This window comes from Pseudomonas sp. Irchel 3E13 (assembly GCF_900187455.1).
Lineage (GTDB): Bacteria > Pseudomonadota > Gammaproteobacteria > Pseudomonadales > Pseudomonadaceae > Aquipseudomonas.
Genome location: NZ_FYDX01000006.1, coordinates 47,775 through 66,439 on the forward strand (window position 1 = coordinate 47,775; position 18,665 = coordinate 66,439).

Annotated in this window: 19 protein-coding genes and 1 tRNA gene; 10 read left to right on the forward strand and 10 right to left on the reverse strand. The window is 63.1% G+C overall.

Annotated elements, in window-relative coordinates:
* Positions 1-51 precede the first annotated feature (51 nt).
* Positions 52-1,446 carry a GABA permease gene (gene gabP, locus CKW37_RS11330; protein WP_095155780.1) on the forward strand — a complete coding sequence of 465 codons (1,395 nt, stop codon included), beginning with the start codon at positions 52-54 and terminating at the stop codon, positions 1,444-1,446.
* A gap of 197 nt (positions 1,447-1,643) precedes the next feature.
* Positions 1,644-2,273 carry an isochorismate family cysteine hydrolase YcaC gene (gene ycaC / locus CKW37_RS11335; protein ID WP_095155781.1) on the forward strand — a complete coding sequence of 210 codons (630 nt, stop codon included), beginning with the start codon at positions 1,644-1,646 and terminating at the stop codon, positions 2,271-2,273.
* A 118-nt stretch (positions 2,274-2,391) separates the two neighbouring features.
* On the opposite strand, the gene CKW37_RS11340 is transcribed toward ycaC, so the two are convergent.
* Together CKW37_RS11340 and CKW37_RS11345 are read right to left on the reverse strand one after the other, a co-directional pair.
* Positions 2,392-2,823, reverse strand: coding sequence for a hypothetical protein (locus CKW37_RS11340; protein WP_095155782.1), 432 nt, complete (start codon positions 2,821-2,823; stop codon positions 2,392-2,394).
* Positions 2,824-2,880: 57 nt separating this feature from the next.
* On the reverse strand, positions 2,881-3,315 hold the full coding sequence (locus CKW37_RS11345) for a hypothetical protein (RefSeq protein ID WP_095155783.1): 435 nt from the start codon (positions 3,313-3,315) through the stop codon (positions 2,881-2,883).
* A gap of 120 nt (positions 3,316-3,435) precedes the next feature.
* Here CKW37_RS11345 and CKW37_RS11350 point away from each other — a divergent pair, with 120 nt between their 5' ends.
* Positions 3,436-3,978 (forward strand): hypothetical protein, encoded by a 543-nt coding sequence (locus tag CKW37_RS11350; RefSeq protein WP_095155784.1) that lies wholly within the window; start codon positions 3,436-3,438, stop codon positions 3,976-3,978.
* 4 nt (positions 3,979-3,982) lie between these two features.
* On the opposite strand, the gene ppk2 is transcribed toward CKW37_RS11350, so the two are convergent.
* The 5 genes from ppk2 to CKW37_RS11375 all read right to left on the reverse strand — a co-directional run bounded on the left by ppk2 (position 3,983) and on the right by CKW37_RS11375 (position 8,965).
* Positions 3,983-5,035 carry a polyphosphate kinase 2 gene (ppk2, locus tag CKW37_RS11355; protein ID WP_095155785.1) on the reverse strand — a complete coding sequence of 351 codons (1,053 nt, stop codon included), beginning with the start codon at positions 5,033-5,035 and terminating at the stop codon, positions 3,983-3,985.
* Between the two features lie 183 nt (positions 5,036-5,218).
* A tRNA-Phe gene (locus CKW37_RS11360) sits at positions 5,219-5,294 on the reverse strand.
* A 91-nt stretch (positions 5,295-5,385) separates the two neighbouring features.
* Complete coding sequence (locus CKW37_RS11365; protein ID WP_095155786.1) at positions 5,386-5,658, reverse strand: oxidative damage protection protein; 273 nt, start codon at positions 5,656-5,658, stop codon at positions 5,386-5,388.
* A complete protein-coding gene (mutY, locus tag CKW37_RS11370; protein WP_095155787.1) occupies positions 5,655-6,722 on the reverse strand; it encodes an A/G-specific adenine glycosylase in 1,068 nt (355 codons plus the stop codon). The genes CKW37_RS11365 and mutY overlap by 4 nt, the downstream gene beginning before the upstream one ends.
* Positions 6,719-8,965, reverse strand: a complete 2,247-nt coding sequence (locus tag CKW37_RS11375; protein ID WP_095155788.1) for an AsmA family protein — start codon at positions 8,963-8,965, stop codon at positions 6,719-6,721. The genes mutY and CKW37_RS11375 overlap by 4 nt, the downstream gene beginning before the upstream one ends.
* Before the next feature lie 320 nt (positions 8,966-9,285).
* On the opposite strand from CKW37_RS11375, the gene CKW37_RS11380 reads away from it, so the two are divergent.
* The 7 genes from CKW37_RS11380 to CKW37_RS11410 all read left to right on the forward strand — a co-directional run bounded on the left by CKW37_RS11380 (position 9,286) and on the right by CKW37_RS11410 (position 15,062).
* Positions 9,286-10,947: an OFA family MFS transporter gene (locus CKW37_RS11380; protein WP_095156100.1), complete on the forward strand. Its 1,662-nt coding sequence runs from the start codon at positions 9,286-9,288 to the stop codon at positions 10,945-10,947.
* Between the two features lie 234 nt (positions 10,948-11,181).
* A complete protein-coding gene (hisB, locus tag CKW37_RS11385) occupies positions 11,182-11,775 on the forward strand; it encodes an imidazoleglycerol-phosphate dehydratase HisB (RefSeq protein ID WP_095155789.1) in 594 nt (197 codons plus the stop codon).
* A complete protein-coding gene (hisH, locus tag CKW37_RS11390) occupies positions 11,775-12,413 on the forward strand; it encodes an imidazole glycerol phosphate synthase subunit HisH (RefSeq protein WP_095155790.1) in 639 nt (212 codons plus the stop codon). Before hisB ends, hisH begins: the two co-directional genes overlap by 1 nt.
* Positions 12,413-12,673, forward strand: coding sequence for a DUF2164 domain-containing protein (locus CKW37_RS11395; protein WP_095155791.1), 261 nt, complete (start codon positions 12,413-12,415; stop codon positions 12,671-12,673). The genes hisH and CKW37_RS11395 overlap by 1 nt, the downstream gene beginning before the upstream one ends.
* 41 nt (positions 12,674-12,714) lie before the next feature.
* Positions 12,715-13,452 carry a 1-(5-phosphoribosyl)-5-[(5-phosphoribosylamino)methylideneamino]imidazole-4-carboxamide isomerase gene (hisA, locus tag CKW37_RS11400; RefSeq protein WP_095155792.1) on the forward strand — a complete coding sequence of 246 codons (738 nt, stop codon included), beginning with the start codon at positions 12,715-12,717 and terminating at the stop codon, positions 13,450-13,452.
* Between the two features lie 10 nt (positions 13,453-13,462).
* A complete protein-coding gene (hisF, locus tag CKW37_RS11405) occupies positions 13,463-14,233 on the forward strand; it encodes an imidazole glycerol phosphate synthase subunit HisF (protein WP_095155793.1) in 771 nt (256 codons plus the stop codon).
* 100 nt (positions 14,234-14,333) lie between these two features.
* Positions 14,334-15,062, forward strand: a complete 729-nt coding sequence (locus CKW37_RS11410) for an ABC transporter substrate-binding protein (RefSeq protein ID WP_095155794.1) — start codon at positions 14,334-14,336, stop codon at positions 15,060-15,062.
* Here CKW37_RS11410 and CKW37_RS11415 read toward each other — a convergent pair.
* The 3 genes from CKW37_RS11415 to CKW37_RS11425 all read right to left on the reverse strand — a co-directional run bounded on the left by CKW37_RS11415 (position 15,053) and on the right by CKW37_RS11425 (position 18,542).
* Positions 15,053-15,820 carry a divergent polysaccharide deacetylase family protein gene (locus CKW37_RS11415; protein WP_095155795.1) on the reverse strand — a complete coding sequence of 256 codons (768 nt, stop codon included), beginning with the start codon at positions 15,818-15,820 and terminating at the stop codon, positions 15,053-15,055. The two genes, CKW37_RS11410 and CKW37_RS11415, sit on opposite strands and share 10 nt — an antisense overlap.
* Positions 15,820-17,154: a S41 family peptidase gene (locus CKW37_RS11420; RefSeq protein ID WP_095155796.1), complete on the reverse strand. Its 1,335-nt coding sequence runs from the start codon at positions 17,152-17,154 to the stop codon at positions 15,820-15,822. Before CKW37_RS11420 ends, CKW37_RS11415 begins: the two co-directional genes overlap by 1 nt.
* A gap of 89 nt (positions 17,155-17,243) precedes the next feature.
* Positions 17,244-18,542 (reverse strand): murein hydrolase activator EnvC, encoded by a 1,299-nt coding sequence (locus tag CKW37_RS11425; protein WP_218241262.1) that lies wholly within the window; start codon positions 18,540-18,542, stop codon positions 17,244-17,246.
* Positions 18,543-18,665 lie beyond the last annotated feature (123 nt).

Consider the following 18,665-nt stretch of genomic DNA (forward strand, 5'->3'; position numbering starts at 1 on the left):
TTGCGGCTCCAAAACGCGGGAAGATCCCCCATTCTTTGCAAAGGTAGTTTTATGAGCGGTACGCACAATTCCAATGACCTCGCTCAGGGGCTCAAGCAACGGCATGTGACCATGCTGTCCATCGCAGGCGTAATCGGCGCCGGTCTGTTCGTCGGCTCCGGCCACGCTATCGCCGCCGCCGGTCCTGCCGTGCTGCTGGCTTACGCCGCCGCGGGCACGCTGGTCGTGCTGGTGATGCGCATGCTCGGCGAAATGGCCGTGGCCTCGCCGGATACAGGTTCTTTCTCCACCTATGCCGACCGTGCCATCGGTCACTGGGCCGGCTTCACCATCGGCTGGCTGTACTGGTGGTTCTGGGTGCTGGTCATCCCGCTGGAAGCCAACGCCGCCGCAACCATTCTTAATGCCTGGTTCCCCGACGTGGCGATCTGGGTCTTCACCCTGGTCATCACCCTGTTGCTGACCGCGACCAACCTGTTCAGCGTGAAGAACTACGGTGAATTCGAGTTCTGGTTTGCCCTGCTCAAGGTCGTGGCGATCATCGGCTTCATCATTCTCGGCCTGGCGGCGATCTTCGGCTTCATGCCCCACAGCCAGGTCAGCGGCGTCAGCCACCTGTTCGACACCCAGGGCTTCATGCCTAACGGCCTCGGCGCGGTACTGGGCGCGATGCTGACCACCATGTTCTCGTTCATGGGCACCGAAATCGTCACCATCGCCGCCGCCGAATCGAAAGACCCAGGCCGGCAGATCAGCAAGGCGACCAACTCGGTGATCTGGCGGATCTTCCTGTTCTACCTCGTGTCGATCTTCATCGTCGTGGCCCTGGTGCCGTGGAATTCGGGCGAACTGGCCGAAGTCGGTTCGTACCAGACCGTGCTGCAACTGATGGGCGTGCCGCACGCCAAGCTGATCGTCGACATCGTCGTGCTGATCGCCGTGACCAGTTGCCTCAACTCGGCGCTGTACACCTCGTCGCGCATGCTGTTCTCCCTGAGCAAGCGCGGTGACGCGCCAGCCATGGCCCAGCGCACCACCTCCAGCGGCACGCCGCACTACGCGGTGCTGCTGTCGACCGCGGCGGCGTTCCTGACGGTGTTTGCCAACTATGTGGCCCCGGCGCAGGTATTCGAATTCCTGCTGGCCAGCTCGGGCGCGATCGCGCTGCTGGTGTACCTGGTGATTGCCGTGTCGCAACTGCGCATGCGCCGTCAGCGCATGGCGCGTGGCGAGAAAATCGACTTCAAGATGTGGGCGTTCCCGGTGCTGACCTGGGCGACCATCTTCTTCATCGTTGGTGTACTGACCCTGATGCTGATCCGTCCGGATCATCGGGCAGAAGTGATCTCCACCGCTCTGCTGAGCATTGCCGTGGTTGCGGCGGGCCTGCTGGTGGCACGCAAGCGCAAGGCCGAGAAGGCTGGGGCGTTGGCGCTGGATAACTGAAGTTGTTGAAGTGAAAGAAGGCCGCGCAATGCGGCCTTTTTTATTGCCCTGAAAAACTACATTGGTCTTCGTTCTATTTGAGGAACGCTAAAGCCAGTTTTCACTATCTACCGCGCCAAAGGTTCTGAATTTAATCTTCTCCCATCAACGCGAAACACCACCCCTTACGAAGATCAGAACCTTTAGGAGCAACGACCATGACCGCATTCAAATACAACCGCCTGAACAAAGACGACGCCGCTGTCCTGCTGGTGGACCACCAGGCTGGCCTGCTGTCTCTGGTGCGCGATATCGAGCCGGACCGCTTCAAGAACAACGTTCTGGCCCTGGCGGATCTGGCCAAGTTCTTCAACCTGCCGACCATCCTCACCACCAGCTTCGAACAAGGCCCCAACGGCCCGCTGGTACCGGAACTGAAAGCACTGTTCCCGGATGCCCCGTACATTGCTCGCCCTGGCCAGATCAACGCCTGGGACAACGAAGACTTCGTGAAAGCGGTGAAGGCCACTGGCAAGAAGCAACTGATCATTGCTGGCGTGGTAACCGAGGTGTGCGTGGCGTTCCCGGCGCTGTCGGCCCTGGAAGAAGAATTTGAAGTGTTTGTGGTGACCGATGCTTCCGGCACCTTCAACGCGATGACTCGCGATGCCGCTTTGAACCGTGTGAGTTCGGCGGGCGCGCAACTGATGACCTGGTTCGGCGTGGCCTGTGAGCTGCACCGCGACTGGCGCAACGATGTCGAAGGCCTGGCGGCGCTTTGCTCGAATCACATTCCGGATTACCGGAATTTGATGACCAGCTATAACGCGCTGACTGCTGGCAAGTAAGAGCTGGGGCCGCTTTGCGGCCATTCGCGAGCAAGCTCGCTCCTACAGATTCATCACCGTCTCTGTAGGAGCGAGCTTGCTCGCGATGAGGCCCCATAGTTTTAACTGACGGGCCTCTTCACTGCTCGCCAGCCACCTCAGCCTCTATCTGCTTCGCCGCCTGCTCGTACGCTTCAACGAACTCCGGGCTCTGGATCCAGGCGGTGGCCGTATCCTGATCCGCCTCGTCCAGCCAGTCGCGATAGGCGCAGAGCACGCCATAGATGTAATCCGCCGCAGCGTCCTCGCCGTAGGTGGTGACCACCAACGAGAGCAGCGAGTCCGCAAGGAATACGCTGCACATCTCGGTCAGGCTGGTTGCCTGAGCCTCCTTCATCCCCTCGAACAATTCGTCGTAGAGGCCGGCGCCCATGGCCGTCTCGAAAAACTCGTCGACGGAGGGCGGGGCGGAATCCTTGTTCTTCGAGACATTGTTGCGTGTGACGCGGTTTTGCTTGGCCTTGGTGGCCGCACGTTTGGCGCGTTTTTGCTGTTTGGTGTTGGAGGCCACGGAGGAGTTCCTTATTGCCGAATCTGGCGCGAGCGGTGGTGGGGGCGGGCGGTTTCGTCAGCCGAACTTCTTCTGCTTCGACACCATCTCCGAGGCCGCCACATACGCGTCCTGGAACTCATCACTTTCCAGCCACGCCATGGCCGCTTCTTCCTCGGTGCCATCCAGCCAGTTGCGGTAGGCGCAGAAGACCATGCAAATGTAGTCGCTGGCGTCGTTTTCCTTGTGGCCCTTGAGCACCAGGGTCAGCAGCGGGTCGACCATGAACACGGCGATCATCGCTTCCAGGCTGGTGTCCTGCGCCGTTTTCATTTTTTCGAACATGCCGGTGTAGCTGCCCGAGTCCATGGCCTTCTTGAACACCTGCTCGACGCTGGCGCTGGACCCCTCGCCGCCGCTCTTCACCGCCTGGCCGCTACGCACCATGCGGTTTTCGCGGGCTTTGCTGGCGGCGCGTTTGGCGCGTTTCTGTTGCTTGGTGTTAGAGGCCATCGGTGTTCCTTTGTGCGAAGTCAGTCAAATTCCGCGTATTGAATCGCAGTTGACCGGGAAACCCAAGCCGCGAAGCAGTGTCACAGGCGGATTATCGGACAAACAGGAAGGGAATCCCGCATGAAAACCATCGTTGTGCTTAGCCTCGCCGCCACCGTCTTGAGCGGCTGCGGCAACATTGCCGCAGTCAAATCCTTCAACACGCAGTTTGCTTCGCCTGCCAGTGGCGAGACGGCGCGTCTGCGGGTGATGTCTGACGGGATGGTGCGCGGTGTGCCGGGCCTTGCGTGTGTGGATTGGTACAGCCCCGGTGCGGGTGTGATCATCGTGCCGAACGAAACCTTCGCCCAGCGCAACAATGAGAAACTCGGCATGCCTGCTGGCAAGCCAGTGCCGGCGGGGTGGGCCACCAGCGAGGTGCGTGTGGCCGCGGGCAAGCCGCTGACCCTGACCTTCCTCGATGGCGGCCGGGCGGTGAGTTATGACCAGAAGAGTACGTGCCTGGGCATGTTCACCTTCACTCCGCAGGCCGGTGCCGATTACGAGCTGGAGCTGCGTGGTTATCGCGGCTGCGGGGTGGACTTCACGCGGATCGATGGCGCTACGCCGGAGCCGGTGAAAGCCACCAAGGCCGAGTATTGCAGCGCCATTGCCAACTTCTGAGGCGTCAGCCCGGCAGCAGCAGCGAGCTGACCCGGCTTTGCAGTTGGGTGTCTTCTTCGTCGCGCAGGTCTTCTTCCTGCTCCCGCGAGGCACGGCCCACCAGCAGCGGATCGGGTTCGTGGGCGACGCGGAAATCCTTGCCGGGATAGTCGAGGGCGTTGAGGAAGTGACGGATGCAGTTGATCCGCGCGCGCTTCTTGTCGTCCGACTTGATCACCGTCCACGGCGCATCGGCGGTGTCGGTGTGGAAGAACATGGCTTCCTTGGCCGCCGTGTACTCGCCCCACTTGTCCAGCGACTTGATGTCGATGGGCGACAGTTTCCAGTGCTTGAGCGGGTCGTCGCGACGGGAAATGAAGCGGCGCAGTTGCTCCTCGCGGTTTACCGAGAACCAGTACTTGAACAACAGGATGCCGCTGTTGCACAGCATGCGCTCCAGCTCCGGCGCCTGGCGCATGAATTCCAGGTACTGCAGCGGGGTGCAGAAGTCCATGACCCGCTCGACGCCGGCGCGGTTGTACCAGGAGCGGTCGAAGAAGACCATTTCACCCGCGGTCGGCAGGTGCTGGATGTAGCGCTGGAAATACCACTGGCCCTTTTCCTGCTCGGACGGTTTTTCCAGGGCGACGATCCGCGCGCCGCGCGGGTTCAGGTGTTCCATGAAGCGCTTGATGGTTCCGCCCTTGCCCGCAGCATCGCGGCCTTCGAACAGGACGACGACGCGCTGGCCGGTTTCCCTGACCCAGTTCTGCACTTTCAGCAGCTCGATCTGCAGCGAGTGCTTGGCCTTGTCGTATTCGGCGCGGCGCATGCGCGTGCTGTACGGATAGGTGTGCGGAAGCTTGGCCGACAAACTGTCTTCACTGGTGCCGTGCGGGGCGGTAGCGACTTCGAGGGCGGCCGGGGTGTCCGCAGCGATGTCGGTTTCGACGATCGGGGCGGGCTTGCGAGGGCGGCGATGCGGGCGAGAGGTATTGGCTTTGTGTGGCGTGGTCTGATGCTGGCCTGCCCCGGATAACGGCTCTGGAAGCGGGAGGGCGGGGGATTCTTCACTCATGGGAGGGGCCTTCTGTTCCTTCGAATGTCCACCTGCCACCTTACATATTCCGGGTGATGGCATATTGATGTCGGTCAATGCGCCAGCGGTTTGTAGCGTTTTTCGCGTGTCGTGGACGTGCGCTTTTTCGAGCACAAACAAAAAACCCCTGAATCTTTCGATTCAGGGGTTTTTACGTTGTCTTGGTGCCCAGAGACGGAGTCGAACCGCCGACACGAGGATTTTCAATCCTCTGCTCTACCGACTGAGCTATCTGGGCAACGGGGCGCATTAAAAGGCTTTTTCAGGATTGCGTCAACAAAATTTTGAAAAATTTATTCAATTAATACCGACGCTTACGTTTTACGGGGTCATTCGGCCGGTGGAACGTAGCCTTCGGCCTTTGCGTACTCCTCGCCAGAGAAGAACTTGTCCATCTCGCCCTGGATGAACTTGCGGTCTTCGCCGTTCATCATGTTCAGGCGTTTCTCGTTGATGAGCAGGGTCTGGTGCTTCTGCCAGTCGGCCCAGGCCTTCTGCGAGATGTGCTCGTAGATGTCCTGGCCTTTCGGGCCCGGGTACGGTGGGCGCTCGAGGCCCGGCAATTCTTCGTGGTACTTGCGGCACATTACGGTGCGGGTCATGACGACTCTCCTGCAATCAATACGTCGGCCGCGCGTTTGAGCAGCTTCTTGACCGGGGCAGCGAGGCCCAGGCGCGGCGGGGTGGCGAGGTTATACCAGAGCCAGTCAGCCTCGGCCACGTGCGAGCCCTGTTGGCCGACGCGTACCAGCCACGGCTCGATGGCCAACTGGAAATGGCTGAAGGTGTGGGTCAGGCCGCTGAGTGCGTGGCGGGTTTCGATGTTGAGTTGGTGCTGGTCGGCCAGGTGTTCGAGGTCGTCCAGGTCGTCCAGCTCCGGCAAGCTCCACAAACCGCCCCACAGCCCGCTGGAGGGCCTTCGGTAAAGCAGGATGGCGCCCTCGTCGTTGGCGAGCATCGGCATCAGCGTGCGCTTTTGTGGCAGGGCCTTGCGCGGCTTGGGCAGCGGGTAGCGGATCTCCTGGCCGAGCATGTGCGCTTCGCAACCACGCTCCAGCGGGCACAGCAGGCAACTGGGCTTGCTGCGGGTGCAGAGGGTGGCGCCGAGGTCCATCATCGCCTGGGTGTAGTGGTTGACTCGCGCGTGCGGGGTGAAGCGCTCGGCAGTGGCCCACAGCGCCTTGGCCACCTTCGGCTCGCCGGGATAACCCTCTTGCGCGGTGTAGCGGGCCAGCACGCGCTTGACGTTGCCGTCGAGGATCGGCGCGCGCAGGCCCATGCTGATGCTGGCGATGGCGCCGGCAGTGGACAGGCCGATGCCCGGCAGATCGGTGAGTTTTTCCACGTCACGCGGGAATTCGCCGCCGTACTGCTCGACGACGATCCGGGCGGTCTTCTGCAGGTTGCGGGCGCGGGTGTAGTAGCCCAGCCCCGTCCACAAGTGCAGCACTTCGTCCTCGGGCGCCGCGGCCAGGGCCTGGACGTCCGGCAGGGCGTCCATAAAGCGGCTGAAGTAATTGAGCACGGTGCTGACCTGGGTCTGTTGCAACATGATCTCGGAGACCCACACCCGGTACGGGTTGATGCCCTGTTGCCAGGGCAGGTCGTGGCGACCATGGCGGTCGTACCAATCCAGCACGGCGCTGGAAAACTGCTCGGGGTTCATCGTTTGAACAGGCCTTTGAGTGTGTCTTTCAGCTCGGGACTGACCTTGTCGCCAAGCTTCTCGTCGAGTTTTTCATTGAGTTTTTCGTTGATGCGGTTGCCCAGCACCTGGCCGGCCAGCTTGCCGACGCCATCCTTGTCCACGCGGCAGGCGCGGGCGCCGAGTTCCAGCGGACCACGGCAGCGCAGCGGGAATTCCAGGCCGGCGAAGCGTTCGTTGACCTGGCAGGCCGGATCCGGCATGTCGCGCTTGTCGCCTTCGACGATGACGCCAATGCGGTAGTCCATGCCCAGCACGCGCAGGTCGAGGTCGCCGTTGCCGTTGACGGTCAGGCCGGGGATGCGGATTTTCAGGTCCGGGTTGCTGGCCACGCCGTTACGCAGCGTCAGGTTGCCTTTGAGCTCCTGGAACGGCGTGTCCTTGCCGCGTGGCTCGCCGCTCAGGGTCTTGCGGTTGAGCGTGGCGATGCCCTGGCAGAGCTGCTGTTCGAGGTTGGCGTCGACCAGCACGCCGTTGTTGATGACGAAGCTGGCGTTGCCGTTGAGGGTGTCGATCAGGCCCTTCTGGCTGTTGCCGCTGGCGGTCAGGTCGCTGTTGAGGCTGAGCAGGCCCTTGACCGGCGGGTTGTCGCCGTCGTGCTTGATGAAGTGTTCCACCGGCACGCGGTTGATCTTGCTGGTCAGGCCGATCTGCGGCACCTGTGGACGCACGTCGAGGGTGCCGTGGGTTTCGAAGTCGCCGTTGTAGAGGCCGCCGCGCAGGGTTTCGAGGGTGATCAGCCCGCCCTGGCCGTTGGCCTTGAGTTCAGCGTCCTGGATCGGCAGCTTGTTCAGGGTCAGTTCGCCGAAATTCAGGCTGGCTTGCAGGTCCAGTTCGCGCAGGCGGTCTACCGGCAGCAGCTTGTCGCTGCTCCAGGCAACCTGGGTCGGTGCGTCGGGCAGCGGCGTGGTGCCGGAGCCGGCGAGGGCGCTGACTTCGTTGCCCTTGACCTCGGCCTGGCGCGCGGCGGTGGCGCTGGCGGCCGCTTCGCTCTTGGCTAGCAGGTAGCGGTCGGCGTTGAACTTGTCGTTCTTCAACTGGATGCGCAGGGCTTTCTTGGCGAAGTCCTCCACGGCCAGGCGGCCGGTGAAGGTGCTGGCGTCGAGCTTCATCGCCAGGTCTTCCAGGGCCAGGCTGTTCTTGCTGCCTTGCAGGTGGCCGACCAGTTCGAAGCTGGTCAGGGTGGTCGGGTCGTTCATTGCCGGCAGCTCGACGCCGACGCTGTCGAGGAACTTGCGCAGGTCGAGCTGGGCGATGGACAGGCCGCCGCTGATCTTCGGCTCTTTATCCAGCTCGCGCACGCTCAGTTCGCCGAGGGCGCGGAGCTGGTTGGCGGAGAGCTTCAGGCCATTCCATTCGGCGACGTTGGCGGCCAGATCGGCAAGCAACTGGCCTTGTGCGGAGAAGGTCACGCTCTTTTGTTTCAGTGGTTCGCCGGACAGTTCGCCGGTGAGCTTCATGTCTTCGAACTGGTAGCGCTTGAGGGCGCGGTCGAAGCGTCCTTCGCCGGCGAGTTCGATGCGGGCGCGCAGTACCGGCTGGCCGGAACTGAGGAAGGCGGTCATTTTCAGCGGGATGTTGATCCCTTCATGAATGGCTTCGGTGCTCAACTGGATGCTTTCGGCGCTGAAGCTCTGGCCGCTGCGGGCGTCGCTGTATTGCACCCGGGCGTTGTTCACGGTGAGGCTGTCGATATCCAGTTTCACCGGACGTTCGCTGGCGGCCGGTTTGCTCTCGGTCTGCGCCGGCGCCGTGGTGGCTGGTGCCGTTTCAGCGGTCGCGGCCGGGGCGTTGGCGGGCAGCGGTTTGCCGATATCTTCCCAGTTGCCGTGGCCGTTTTCATCGCGGGCCAGGCTCAGGTTCAGCCCTTCCACGCGCACATCGCTCATCTGCACTTCGCGGCGCAGCAGCGGCAGTACGCGCACCGACAGGCCGAGCATTTGCAGGTCGGCGAACGGTTCGGTGGGCTTGTTCAGCGTGGCAATGCTCGCCTCGTGCAGCTCCAGGCCAAGCCAGGGGAACAGGCTCCAGCCGATGTCGCCATTGAGGGTCAGCTCGACATGAGCCTTGTCGCGAGCCAGTTGGCGGATCTCGTCTTTATAGTCGTTGGGATCGAAGAGGTGGGTCAGGGCGAAGCCGCCGGCCACCACGATCAGCAACAGCCCGAGAACCACCAGTCCCAGGATTTTGCCAAACGCTTTCATGGGCGAGTCCTTGTAGTCCGATGTCTGAAAATTCAGCCGCAGAGTATAGCCCCGCGGACTTCGCCACTGCGATTGGTCTGCGGTGAGGAGATTTCGACGGCGCTTGTCGGTGAAAAGTGCCAGTTGAAGCGAAAAACGCGATATCAGTTTGATAATAGTTAGCCGGCTAAATGCTACTCTTTTGGAGTTCCCGGGTCTTGCTGCGACGGATTGTCGCGACGAGGCCGGCTGCCCTCAAAAAACGACTCGTTGCCTGCGTGCGCCAAAGTCGAGGGGTGTCCGGTTCGGCCCGCGAGCCATACCTATCCACGAGGGCAATAATAATGAGCAGCATCACCGCGGGGGCCGTGGGCGGCACGCCCGGCTTCCTTTCCAAGGAGCGCATCGTCGCTCGACCTGGCTTCAATCGCTGGCTGGTTCCACCGGCCGCCCTGGCAATCCACCTCTGCATCGGCATGGCCTACGGCTTCTCGGTGTTCTGGCTGCCGCTGTCCAAGGCGATCGGCATCAGCACCCCGGTGGCTTGCGCGCCGGACATGGGCTTCTTCGCGCAGATGGTGTCTTCCACCTGCGACTGGCCGATCTCCATGCTCGGCTGGATCTACACGCTGTTCTTCATTTTCCTCGGCTGCTCGGCGGCGATCTGGGGTGGCTGGCTTGAACATGCCGGGCCGCGCAAGGCCGGTGTGGTGTCGGCGCTGTGCTGGTGCGGCGGCCTGCTGATTTCCGCGTTCGGGGTCTACACCCATCAGATCTGGCTGATGTGGCTGGGCTCGGGGGTGATCGGTGGTATCGGTCTGGGGCTGGGCTACATCTCGCCGGTTTCGACCCTGATCAAGTGGTTCCCGGACAAACGCGGCATGGCCACCGGCATGGCGATCATGGGCTTCGGCGGCGGTGCGATGGTCGGCGCGCCGCTGGCCGCGGCACTGATGAACCACTTCGCCAGCCCTGAAGGCGTCGGCGTCTGGCAGAGCTTCGTGGTGATGGCGGTGATCTACTTCATCTTCATGATCGGCGGCGCCTTGTCGTACCGCGTGCCGCCTACCGGCTGGAAACCGGAAGGCTGGGTCGCGCCGGCGAAGAAAGCCAGCAACGCGATGATCACCCATCGCCACGTGCACGTCAGCGTGGCCTGGAAAACCCCGCAATTCGCGCTGATCTGGCTGGTGCTGTGCCTGAACGTGTCGGCCGGTATCGGCATCCTCGGCATGGCTTCGCCGCTGTTGCAGGAAGTGTTCGCCGGCAAGCTGCTGGGCAACAACCTGACCTTCAGCGAACTGGACGCCACCCAACTGGGCCAGATCGCGGCGATCGCTGCCGGCTTCACCGGCTTGCTCAGCCTGTTCAACATCGGCGGGCGTTTCTTCTGGGCGTCGTTCTCCGACTACATCGGTCGCAAGAACACCTATTTCGCCTTCTTCGCGCTGGGCTTCGCCCTGTATGCGCTGGTGCCGAACATGGGCCACCTGGGCAACATCGCCCTGTTCGTGGCGGCGTTCTGCATCATTCTGTCGATGTACGGCGGCGGTTTCGCCACGGTGCCGGCGTACCTGGCCGACCTGTTCGGCACGCAGATGGTCGGCGCGATCCACGGCCGGTTGCTGACTGCCTGGGCAGCGGCGGGCGTGCTGGGGCCGGTGCTGGTCAACTACCTGCGTGAGTACCAGTTGAAGATCGGGGTGGAGCGGGCCGCGGCCTATGACATCACCCTGTACATCCTCGCCGGCCTGCTGGTGCTGGGTTTCCTCTGCAACGCGCTGGTGCGCCCGGTGGCGGACAAGTACTTCATGACCGACGCGCAACTGGCTGCCGAGCAGGCGCTGGGGCATGACAAAGGCGCTGACAACAGCACCGTGCTGGAATGGCACGCCTCGCCGGGCAGCAAGCCGCTGGTGATCGCGGCGTGGCTGGCGGTGGGGATTCCGCTGGCGTGGGGTGTGTGGGCGACCTTGCAGAAGACCGCCGTACTGTTCCACTGATTCAGGTAATTCGGGGCCGCTTTGCGGCCCTTCGCGACGGTTCGGCGCCCCGACGAGCTCGCTCCTACAATCGTCTCACGACGCGCAAATGTCCTCCGTAGGAGCGAGCTCGCTCGCGATGGCCCGAAAATCGGGCATCAAACCCCACCACCACACGTCATCTTCGTTTCAAGATGCGACGTTCTGGGCCTATAATGACCGCCTTTTTCGCCTAATGATTTTGCGGAGCTGGTGATGGTCGAACGTAAGGCATCCGTCGAGCGCGATACTCTGGAAACCCAGATCAAAGCCTCGATCAACCTGGATGGCACTGGCAAGGCCCGATTCGATATCGGCGTGCCTTTTCTCGAGCACATGCTGGATCAGATCGCCCGACACGGGTTGATCGACCTGGACATCGAGTGCAAGGGCGACCTGCATATCGACGATCACCATACCGTCGAGGACGTCGGCATCACCCTCGGCCAGGCTTTCAACAAGGCCATCGGTGACAAGAAAGGCATCCGCCGCTACGGCCACGCCTATGTCCCGCTGGACGAAGCGCTGTCGCGGGTGGTCATCGACTTCTCCGGCCGTCCGGGCCTGCAGATGCACGTGCCGTACACCCGCGCGAGCGTCGGCAACTTCGACGTGGACTTGTTCCAGGAGTTCTTCCAGGGCTTCGTCAACCACGCCAACGTCACCCTGCACATCGACAACCTGCGCGGGCACAACACCCACCACCAGATCGAAACCGTGTTCAAGGCTTTCGGCCGCGCGCTGCGCATGGCCGTTGAACTGGACGATCGCATGGCCGGGCAGATGCCTTCGACCAAGGGTTGCCTCTGATGCAGACCGTTGCCGTTATCGACTATGGCATGGGCAACCTGCACTCGGTGTCCAAGGCCCTGGAGCACGTGGGCGCCGGCAAGGTGCTGATCACCAGCGATGCCGCGGTGATTCGCGAGGCCGATCGCGTGGTGTTCCCCGGCGTCGGCGCGATGCGCGATTGCATGGCTGAAATCCGCCGCCTGGGCTTCGATGCGCTGGTCCGGGAAGTCAGCCAGGACCGTCCGTTCCTCGGCATCTGCGTCGGCATGCAGGCCCTGCTGGAGCACAGCGAGGAGAACGACGGTGTCGATGGCATCGGCCTGTTCCCCGGCAAAGTGCGCTTCTTCGGCAAGGACCTGCATGAAGACGGCGAGCACCTGAAAGTGCCGCACATGGGTTGGAACCAGGTCAGCCAAAGCGTCGACCACCCGCTCTGGCACGACATTCCCGACCAGGCGCGCTTCTACTTCGTGCACAGCTACTACATCGAGTCGGGCAAGCCGTCCCAGGTGGTCGGTCGCGGTCACTACGGTGTCGATTTCGCCGCGGCGCTGGCCGAAGGCTCGCGCTTCGCCACCCAGTTCCACCCGGAGAAGAGCCATACCCATGGCCTGCAATTGCTGCAGAACTTCGCTGGCTGGGATGGGCGCTGGTAATGAGCCGCTCCGGTAACAAGGCCCCCACGATCACCCTCACCCCCGAGCAGGAGCGTGAGGCGCTGGACACCCTCAAGCGCTTTCTCGAAGACCGCTTCGAATTGCAATTGGGTTCGTTCGAGGTGGCCGAGGTGCTGGAGCTGTTCAGCAAGGAAATTGCGCCGCATTACTACAACAGGGCGATTTTCGATGTTCAGGCGCATCTCAAAGAGCGCTTCGAGAGCATCGAGAGCGACCTGTGGTCGCTCGAGAAGAACTGACTTCCCGGGCTCACTGTTTACCGAATAGACAGGTTTTCCAGATGCTGATTATCCCCGCTATCGATCTCAAGGACGGTGCTTGCGTACGTCTGCGCCAAGGCCGCATGGAAGATTCCACCGTATTCTCCGACGACCCGGTGAGCATGGCCGCCAAATGGGTTGAAGGTGGCTGCCGCCGTCTGCATCTGGTCGATCTGAACGGTGCCTTCGAAGGCCAGCCGGTCAACGGCGAAGTGGTCACTGCAATCGCCAAGCGCTACCCGAACCTGCCGATCCAGATCGGCGGCGGCATCCGCTCGCTGGAAACCATCGAGCACTACGTCAAGGCCGGCGTCAGCTACGTGATCATCGGCACCAAGGCGGTCAAGCAGCCTGAGTTCGTCGCCGAAGCCTGCCGCGCCTTCCCGGGCAAGGTCATCGTTGGCCTGGACGCCAAGGACGGTTTCGTCGCCACCGACGGCTGGGCTGAAGTCAGCTCGGTACAGGTCATCGACCTGGCCAAGCGCTTCGAAGCTGACGGCGTCTCCGCGATCGTCTACACCGACATCGCCAAGGACGGGATGATGCAGGGCTGCAACGTGCCCTTCACCAAGGCCCTGGCCGAAGCCACGAAGATCCCGGTGATCGCTTCCGGCGGCATCCACAACCTGGGCGACATCAAGGCCCTGCTCGATGCCAAGGCCCCGGGAATCATCGGCGCCATCACCGGCCGCGCAATCTACGAAGGCACCCTGGATGTCGCCGAGGCGCAAGCCTTCTGCGACACCTACAAAGGCTGAGGAGAACGCCATGGCCCTGGCCAAACGCATCATCCCTTGCCTGGACGTGGACAACGGCCGGGTCGTGAAGGGCGTCAAGTTCGAGAACATCCGTGATGCCGGCGACCCGGTGGAAATCGCCCGTCGCTACGACGAGCAGGGTGCCGACGAAATCACCTTCCTCGATATCACCGCCAGCGTCGATGGCCGTGACACCACGCTGCACACCGTCGAGCGCATGGCCAGCCAGGTTTTTATCCCGCTGACCGTGGGCGGCGGCGTGCGCACCGTGCAGGACATCCGCAACCTGCTCAATGCCGGTGCCGACAAGGTGTCGATCAACACCGCGGCGGTGTTCAACCCGGAGTTCGTTGGCGAAGCGGCGGCGCATTTCGGTTCGCAGTGCATCGTCGTGGCGATCGACGCCAAGAAGGTTTCCGGCCCGGGCGAAGCGCCGCGCTGGGAGATCTTCACGCACGGCGGCCGCAAGCCAACCGGGCTGGACGCGGTGGAGTGGGCGAAGAAGATGGAAGGCCTGGGGGCTGGTGAAATTTTGCTCACCAGCATGGACCAGGACGGCATGAAGAGCGGCTTCGACCTCGGCGTCACCCGGGCCATCAGCGACGCGCTGGGTATCCCGGTGATCGCGTCCGGTGGGGTGGGCAACCTGCAGCACCTGGCTGACGGCATCCTTGAAGGTCATGCCAGCGCAGTATTGGCGGCGAGTATTTTCCACTTCGGCGAGTACACCGTGCCGGAGGCCAAGGCTTATATGGCGCAGCGCGGGATTGTTGTTCGCTGATATTTAGTAGCCCATCGCGAGCAAGCTCGCTCCTACAGGGTCCGAGCGACTAACTGTAGGAGCGAGCTTGCTCGCGATAGCTAATCTCCAGGCCTCTCGAATGCTCACTCGACTCCTGTTCCTCCTCTCCCTCGCAACCACAGCCCAGGCCACCGAACCTCTGGTCCTGCTCACCGAAAACTTCCCGCCCTACAACATGTCCACCGACGGCAAGAGCTTCGCGCGCGAGCCGGAAATCCAGGGCATCGCTGCCGATTTGGTGCGGGAGATGTTCCGCCGCGCGGAAGTCCCCTACAGCATGACCCTGCGCTTCCCCTGGACGCGGGTGTATCAGCAGGCCAGGGACACCCCCAACCACGGCGTTTTCGTCATGGCCCGCCAACCGGACCGCGAGAATCTGTTCAAGTGGGTCGGCCCGTTGGGCCCGGATGACTGGGTGCTGCTGGCGCGGGAAACCAGCGACATCCGGCTCGATAGCCTGGAACAGGCCAAGGGCCTGCGCATTGGCGCCTACAAAGGCGATGCCATTGCCGAGAGCCTGGCGAAGAGCGGCCTGAAGCCGGTGCTGGTCCTGCGTGATCAGGACAACGCCCGGAAGCTCTCCAGCGGCGAAATCGATCTCTGGGCCACCGGCGACCCCGCTGGCCGCTACCTCGCCCGGCAGATCGGCATGACCGCGTTCAAGACGGTACTGCGCTTCAACGGCTCCCAGTTGTACCTGGCGCTGAACAAGCAGGTGCCGGATGAGGTGGTGAAAAAGCTGCAGGACAGCCTGGAGCAGATGCGCGAAGAAGGCTTCGTCGACGCGACCTTCGCCCGCTACCTGTAGATCCCGCCTTTGCCGTGCGCCGGCATGGCGCGGTTGCTGCGCTCGGCGATCATCTGGCGCAGCTCGATCAGATCAACGCCCTGGCCCTTGAGCCGCGGCAGTTCGCGTTCCAGCACCTCAAGCGTCTGTGGATAAGGGTGACCGATCACCACCGCGGTGCCCTGCCGGCGTGCCAGTTCCACCGCCAGGCGCAACTGCCCGGCAATGGCTTCGCTGGTGCGCACATCATCCAGGAACACATCCCGCGATACGCTGGCCAGCCCCTGCGTTTGCGCCTTGGCCGCCGCCACGGTGGTGGCGCTGGTGCGGCTGTCGACGAAGAACAGGTCGCGGCGTTGCAACTCGCCCATCAACCAGGCCATGGCTTCCGGTTGCGCGGTCATGCGGCTGCCCATGTGGTTGTTGAGGCCGGCGGCGTAAGGCACCCGCAGCAGAGCGGCATTCAGGCGTTTTTCCAGTTCCGGCAGCGGCGTGCCGGGGTGCCAGGCGTAGGGGCCGGTCGCCGGGTCCATTGGCATGTGCAGGATGACCGTGCGCCCGGCGTGGTGGGCCTGGCGGGCGAAGTCGGTGGCGTGGGGCGTGTCCGGCATGATCGCCATGGTGACGGGGCCGGGGAGGGCGAGGGTGCGGGCGTCGCGGTCAGGGCTCTGGCCGAGGTCATCGATGATGACGCTCAGGTACGCTCGCTGCGGCTGGGCCGGCGCCGCAAGGGCGGCGCTGGTCAGCAGGCAGAGCAGGGTGAAGAGGAACGCGCGCATCACTTGTCGCGGGTGATGCTCAGGCCCTTGAGCAGGCTGAGGGCCTGGCTGAGCTGGTAGTCATCGTCCTGCGGACGGGCTTTCTTGCCCGTCTTGCCCGCCGTCGCCTTGCTGGTCGAAGGCCGGTCGGCGCCGCCGTTGCCGTTGCCGAGGTGGCCCTGCAGGTCAGCTTCCTTGAAGTTCTCGGTGTCCTGCTCGCTGGTGATCTTCGCCTGGCGCACTTCGATGTCCGGGACGATGCCCTGGGCCTGGATCGAACGGCCGTTGGGCGTGTAGTACAGCGCGGTGGTGATCTTCAGCGCGCGGTCGTTGTTCAGCGGCAGCACGGTTTGCACCGAGCCCTTGCCGAAGCTGTCGGTGCCCATCAGCACGCCGCGTTTCTGGTCTTGCAGGGCGCCGGCGACAATCTCCGAAGCCGAGGCGCTGCCGCCGTTGATCAGTACCACCAGCGGCACGCCTTCGCTGGCGTCGGCCGGGTCGGCCGAGAAGCGCAGCTCGGAGTTGGCGATGCGGCCCTTGGTGTAGACGATCAGGCCCTTGGTCAGGAAGTGGTCGGCCACTTCGACCGCCGATTGCAGGACGCCGCCAGGGTTGTTGCGCAGGTCGAGGACCACGCCGCTGAGCTTCTTGCCGTTGTCCTTGCGCAGCTTGGCCAGGGCCTTGCCGACTTCCTCGCCGGTCTTGACCTGGAACTGGGTGATGCGGATGTAGCCGTAGCCGTCTTCGAGCAGCTGGCTCTTGACGCTCTTGACCTGGATGACCGCGCGGGCAATGGTCACGTCGAATGGCGTGCCGCCGTCGCGGACCAGGGTCAGGGTGATCTTCTCGCCGATCTTGCCGCGCATCTTGTCGACGGCTTCGGTCATGGTCTGGCCGCGGGTCGGCTGGCCGTTGATCTTGACGATCAGGTCGCCCGCCTCGATGCCGGCGCGGGAGGCCGGGGTGTCGTCGATGGGCGAGACCACCTTGACGAAGCCGTCTTCCATGCCGACTTCGATGCCGAGGCCGCCGAATTCGCCGCTGGTGCTTTCCTGCAGTTCCTGGAAATCTTCCGGGCCGAGGTAGGCGGAGTGCGGATCGAGGTTGCTGAGCATGCCCTTGATGGCATTTTCCAGCAGGGTCTTGTCATCCACCGGTTCGACATAGGCCGCCTTGATGCGGTCCAGGACCTCGGCGAAGGTGCGCAGCTCGTCCAGCGGCAGCGGAGCCTTGGCGGTGACCGTCGTCGGTGCGACCGCCGCCGGCTTGGCGGGCTCGGCCGCGAAGGCCAGGGACGCGCCACTGATCAGGGCAACGGCCAGGGCCAGCGAGGTAAGGCGAGGCGAATGCAGCATGTCGAACGAACTCCTGATCCTGTGTGTGCCCCGTATGGAGCATCGCGTCAGCCGCCAGGCGGCCAGCGCGTGAAATAGAGAGGCGAGGCCTATCCCTGGCCACGGCACCATTGCGTCGGGTCGGTCGGCCGACCCTGCTGGCGGATGGCGAAGTACAACGCCGGGGTGCTCTGGCCACCGCTGTTGCCAACGGTGGAGATCGCCTCGCCGGCCTTGACGATGTCGCCGGCATCCTTGAGCAAGGTCTGGTTGTGACCGTACAGACTGAGGTAACCGTTACCGTGGTCGAGAATGACCAGAAGTCCGGCCCCGCGCAACCAGTCGGCGAACACCACGCGCCCGCCGTGCACTGCATGAACCTGGCTACCGGCCGAAGCGCTGATCATCACGCCGTCCCACTTGGCCCGGGCATCATCGCCCCGGGTTTCGCCGAAGCGCGCCAACAGTCGACCATTGACCGGCCAGGGAAGTTTGCCCTGTGCCGCAGAAAAAGCGCCGCCGAACACCGCGCCGTCGCTGGAAACCAGCGGGCCAGGCGTACTTTTCGGCTTTTTCGGGGTGTCATCCTTGGTGTCGCGGGTGGCCAGGGCGGCCTCCTGCTGGCGCTTCTTCTCGGCTTCCTGCGCCGCCAGCAGCGCGCGCTGGCGGGCTTCCTCGGCCTCGCGGGCCTGGCGGGCGAGGGTTTCCTCGATGGTCTTGAGTACGCGGCCCAGCTCGGCTTGGTCCTGTTGGCGGGCGGCGAGTTTCTGATCGTTGTCTTTCAGGGTGCCGTTGAGCTTGGCGAGGATTTCCTGGCGCTCGGCGCGGGTCTTTTCCAGGTCCTGGCGCTGGGCGTCGAGGGTGCCTTGCTGGACCAGCAACTGCGCCTGCTGGTGGGCGATGTCCTTTTCGACATTGGCCAGTTGGCGCAGGGTTTCGTTGAAGGCACGCAACTGCGCCAGGCGGGCCTGGCTCAGGTAGTCGTAATAGGTCAGGGTGCGGGCGAATTTTTCCGGGTTCTGCTGGTTGAGCAGCAGCTTCAGGTATTCCTCGCGGCCGTTGTTCTGGTAGGCGGAGCGGGCCTGGATAGCGATCAGGCGTTGTTGTTCAGTGCGGGCGGACTGGAGGTTTTTCTTTTCAGTGTCGAGGCGCTCCAGTTCGCCCTCGGTCTTTTTTAGTTCTTTTTGCAGGTCCTCCACCTGCTTCTCCAGCTTGCCGATGTCGGTTTCGGTGCCGCGCAGGTCTTTCTGCACGCCGGATTTCTCCTCCTGCAGTTGCCCGAGTTTTTTCTTCAGCTCGGCGATGTCCTGGCGCGTGGCGTCCAGTTGCTGCTGGGTTTGCGCGCGCTCGTCGGCGAAGGCCGGGCCGAGCAGGCAGGTCAAGGCGATAAGGATCAGGGCGCGAAGCATGGAATGGCGATAACCAGGGATGGAGACTGGCCTAGTATGCCCGCCGTTGACGCCAAAAAAAACGCCCCGAAGCAACTGCTTTGGGGCGTTTGTCCGGAATTCCGCTGATCTTCGGGCCGCTTC